Below are 4,309 nucleotides of genomic sequence, written 5' to 3' on the forward strand. Positions count from 1 at the left end.
GCCCCCCCCCCGCGGGGGGCGCGCGCGCGCGCGGCGGCGGGGGCCCCCCCCCCCCCCGCCCGCGCCCGCGCCCCCCCCGCTCGGGCTGCCGCGGGCCCGGCCGGTGCGGGGGTGCGCTCGGCGAGGCCGCGGAGCAGTTCGCCGGCGATGAAGGCCGTCACCCCGGCGACGATCAGCAGCGGCATCAGGTTCGCCGCCTCCCCGCCCAGCAGCATCGCCGCCAGCACCGTGCTGGTGACGGGCAGCCGGGTGACGGAGGCGCCGGCGGCGACCAGGCCGACGGCGAGGCCGGGCGCGGTGCCGAAGCCGGGCAACGGCGCACAGGCCACCCCGAGCGCCGCGCCGAGCAGGATCGCCGGGAAGATCGGGCCGCCCCGCAGACTGCCCAGCGCGACGCCCCAGGCGACGGCCTTGCACGCGACCAGCGCGAGCAGCACCCCGATCGGCCAGGACGCCGGGTCGGCGGCGAGCGCGCCCAGCGTGGCCTGCCCGGAGAGCGCGGCCTCCTCCGGCGTGCGGCCGGTGATCAGCGCGTACGCGGCCAGGCAGCCGCCGACGGCGAGCGCGCACAGGACGGTGCGCACGGCGGTCCGGTGCGGGGTGCCGGTGGTGTAGGTCTTGACCCGTCGGCCGAGCGCCTGCCCGGCGACGCAGACCGCGGCGATCACGACGGCCAGCGGAACGCCCCACAGGAAGTCCCCCGGGTCGGGGACGCCGCTCTTCGGGACGTGCGGCAGCGAGAGCGCGCCGATCGACAGGCCCGTCCAGTGCCCGAAGCCGGTGAAGACCAGCGCGCCGACACCGCTCGCGAGCAGGCAGGGAAGAACCAGCACGACGAGTTGCGGGCCGCCCAGTCCGGCCGCCTCGATCAGCATCACGCCCGCCACCAGCGGACTGCCGAAGATGGTGGCGATCGCCGCCGCCGAGCCGGCCGCGCCCAGCACCGGCACGAGCCGCGGCTGCCGTTCCCGCCGGGCGGACCGGACCGCGAGCAGCGCGAGGCCGCCGCCCATCGCCATCAGCGGCGCCTCCGGGCCGAGCACGGCGCCGAGCGGCAGGCAGGCGAGTGCGGCGAGCAGCACGCCGGGGACGTCCCGCGGCAGGCCGGGCGGGCCGCCGAGCCCGTCCACCGGAACGTGCCCGCCGCGCCCCGGAAGGCGGGTGACGACCGGGGCGAGCAACAGGCCGGCCAGCAGCAGCGCGGGCAGCGGCCACCACCAGGGGGCGCGGTCGTACCCGGCCGCATCCGGCAGGCTCTCCCAGACCCAGTGCTGGAGTTCGTGTTCCAGGCCGACGAAGCCGAAGGCTGCCAGCGAGATCGGCACGCCGACCAGCGCCGAGACCAGCAGCAGGCCGAGGTAGCCCCGGTGCAGCAGCACCTCGCGCAGGCCGGGACCGGCGCTGCCCCGCTCCGGCGTCCCGGGCATGGCCGCTCCTTCGCGCTCCCGGGGCCCGCCCGGCCCCGTCCTGGGACCGAGTCTCGCCCGGAGCCCGGCGGCTCGCAGCGCCACGGTGCGCCAACCGGGCGGTGCCGGCGGCGGGTTGCGCCGAACGGGGGGCGCGGGCGGAGGCCGGTCAGACCTGCCGGGACTCCCCCAGCGCGCTCTCGATGCCCTGGACCATCCGCCACAACGGCGCCTTGCGGCTGGCCACCAGGACGACGACGTCGTCCTGGTCGGCGTCGCCGGCGCCGTCGGCGGGGCGGTCGCTCCAGGTGTCGACGACGAAGGCCATCGCGCTGTCCACCTCGGCCACCCAGTCGCTCTCCCCGCCCGAGCGCAGCCAGGTCCGCAGGGCGTGGTTGTGCGCGGCGACGACGGCGGCGGCGATCACGTCGGCGCGCAGCGGCCCGTCCGGGCGGTCGGCGAACCGGCCGCGCAGGTAGGCCGCGAGGGTGTGCTCGTAGCGCCACACCACCGACAGCTCGTACGCGCGGAGGCCCGGCACCTTGCGGGTGAGCCGGTAGCGCTGGACGGAGAAGGACGGCTGTTCGGCGTACATCCGCAGGACGAGGCGGGCCGCGCCGCAGGCGTGCCGGACCGGGTCCTCCTCGCCGGTGCCGGAGTCCAGGAACTCCGTCATCTCGGCCAGGCTGCGCTCGTGGTCGGGGAAGACCACGTCCTCCTTGGCCGGGAAGTAGCGGAAGAAGGAGCGCCTGCCGACCCCGGCGAGGGACACGATGTCGTCGACGGTGGTCTGTTCGAAGCCGCGGTCCAGGAAGAGCTCGAAGGCCGCGGCCACGAGCGCCTCGCGCATCGCCGGCTTCGAGGGCCCGTCGTTCATGGGCAGGTCCTGCTCTTCCTTCTCGCTCATTCCCGGGAACTTACACCGCGGCGCGGCACCGGCCCCGAAGGGCCGGTGCCCTGCGTGTTACGGCAGGTTGCGGGCCATGACGATGCGCTGGACCTGGTTGGTGCCCTCGTAGATCTGCGTGATCTTCGCGTCGCGCATCATCCGCTCCACCGGGTAGTCCCGCGTGTACCCGTACCCGCCCAGCAACTGCACCGCGTCCGTCGTGATCTCCATCGCCGCGTCCGACGCGAAGCACTTCGCCGCCGCACCGAAGAACGTCAGGTCCCCGTCCCCGCGCTGCGACTTCGCCGCCGCCGCGTACGTCAGCTGACGCGCCGCCTCCAGCTTCATCGCCATGTCCGCCAGCATGAACTGGACCCCCTGGAACTCCGCGATCGCCTTCCCGAACTGCCGGCGCTCCTGCACATAGCCCTTCGCGTAGTCCAGCGCCCCCTGCGCGATCCCGACCGCCTGCGCCGCGATCGTCACCCGCGTGTGGTCCAGCGTCCGCATCGCCGTCGCGAAACCCGTCCCCTCCGCACCGATCATCCGGTCCGCCGGAATCCGCACGTTGTCGAAGTACACCTCACGCGTCGGCGACCCCTTGATCCCCAGCTTCTTCTCCGGAGCACCGAACGACACACCCGCATCGCCCTTCTCCACCACGAACGCCGAGATCCCCTTCGACCGCTTCTCCGGATCCGTCACCGCCATCACCGTGTAGAACTCCGACACACCCGCGTTCGTGATCCAGCGCTTCACCCCGTTCAGCACCCAGAAATCACCGTCCCGCACCGCACGCGTCCTCATCCCCGCCGCGTCCGAACCCGCCTCCGGCTCCGACAGGCAGTACGAGAACATCCCCTCACCACGCGCCAGCGCCCCCAGGTACTTCGCCTTCAGCTCCTCCGAGCCCGACAGCTGCACCGGCAGCGACCCCAGCTTGTTCACCGCCGGGATCAACGACGACGACGCGCACACCCGCGCGACCTCCTCGATCACGATCACCGTCGCCAGCGCGTCCGCCCCCGCACCCCCGTACTCCTCCGGCACGTGCACCGCGTGCAGGTCATTACCCTGCAACGCCTCCAGCGCCTCCTGCGGGAACCGGCCCTGCTCGTCCACCTCCGCCGCGAACGGAGCGATCTTCGCCTCGGCCAGCCCGCGCACCGCCTCACGGAGCATCCCGTGCTCCTCGGAGATACGGAAGAGATCGAAGTCCTGGCTCATGAACGGCGCTCCTGTTTCGGGACGGCACTGACGGTACTCAGTACCCTTCATTATGCACGCGCGCAGCAAAAAGGGAACTCAGTGCCTTCACATAGCGGCACTGAGTTCCCTATTCTTTTGCTGCCGAAGCCGTCCGAGCGCAGGGAGATGACACCGTGGTCCACTCAGCCATCGACGACGTCTGCGAGAGCACCACGCTGTACTTCCAGCGCTGCGCCTGGTGCAGCAACCCGACCTTCCAGCGGCTGCTCTGCCCCACCTGCGGCTCCACCGACCTGCGGCTGGAGCCCAGCGAGGGCACCGGCGTCGTGCGACGCTGCGAGGTCGAGCAGGCCAGGACACCGCTGGCGCGGCAGAAGTCGCTGATCCGGATGGCCGAGGGGTTCGACGTCTGGTGCATCGTCGACGGGCTGCGCAGCACCGTGCCGGTGGGCACCAAGGTCCGCCTGCTGCCGGCGCCCGGCGCGGCGGAGAACCCGGAGCTGCGGCTGCTGCCGGTGGAGGAGCCGCAGCCGGTGGTGTGCACCGAGCCGCGGCCGCTGCCGCCGAGCCAGGGCGGTTTCACCCAGCACCTCGCGGCCTTCGCCGAATAGCCGGGATAGCCGGATAGCCGAACAGGCTCGCGCGCTCCCAAAAGGTCCCGAAAGCTCCCCAAAAGGTCCCGAAGAGGTCCCGAAGAGGTCCGACCGGCCCCGGGAAGGGGCACCACCCTCGCCACCGCCTTCCGCCGCCGCAAGCGGCTCTCCGCCACCCTCACCAGCGGGGTCGCCGTCCTCTTCGCCGGCTT

4 protein-coding genes are annotated in these 4,309 nt (G+C 73.3%); 1 reads left to right on the forward strand and 3 read right to left on the reverse strand.

The genetic code is table 11. The features are described 5' to 3' along the window. The 3 genes from ACFV4F_RS42605 to ACFV4F_RS42615 all read right to left on the reverse strand — a co-directional run. The coding region (locus tag ACFV4F_RS42605) for a chloride channel protein (protein ID WP_380511269.1) at positions 1-1,427 on the reverse strand (1,427 nt) is incomplete at its 3' end. Between the two features lie 148 nt (positions 1,428-1,575). After that, on the reverse strand, positions 1,576-2,313 hold the full coding sequence (locus tag ACFV4F_RS42610) for a TetR family transcriptional regulator (RefSeq protein WP_380449001.1): 738 nt from the start codon (positions 2,311-2,313) through the stop codon (positions 1,576-1,578). Between the two features lie 57 nt (positions 2,314-2,370). Further along, positions 2,371-3,522 carry an acyl-CoA dehydrogenase family protein gene (locus ACFV4F_RS42615; protein ID WP_380511272.1) on the reverse strand — a complete coding sequence of 384 codons (1,152 nt, stop codon included), beginning with the start codon at positions 3,520-3,522 and terminating at the stop codon, positions 2,371-2,373. 155 nt (positions 3,523-3,677) lie between these two features. Here ACFV4F_RS42615 and ACFV4F_RS42620 point away from each other — a divergent pair, with 155 nt between their 5' ends. After that, positions 3,678-4,115, forward strand: coding sequence for a hypothetical protein (locus ACFV4F_RS42620; protein WP_380449005.1), 438 nt, complete (start codon positions 3,678-3,680; stop codon positions 4,113-4,115). The last annotated feature ends 194 nt before the right edge of the window (positions 4,116-4,309 follow it).

This window comes from Kitasatospora sp. NPDC059722 (genome assembly GCF_042733235.1).
In the GTDB taxonomy this organism is placed as follows: domain Bacteria; phylum Actinomycetota; class Actinomycetes; order Streptomycetales; family Streptomycetaceae; genus Kitasatospora.

Bases quoted from the DNA above. Each gene is read 5' to 3' on its own strand.
- ACFV4F_RS42610 (WP_380449001.1), bottom strand. From the start codon at position 2,313: ATGAGCGAGAAGGAAGAGCAGGACCTGCCCATGAACGACGGGCCCTCG.
- ACFV4F_RS42615 (WP_380511272.1), bottom strand. From the start codon at position 3,522: ATGAGCCAGGACTTCGATCTCTTCCGTATCTCCGAGGAGCACGGGATG.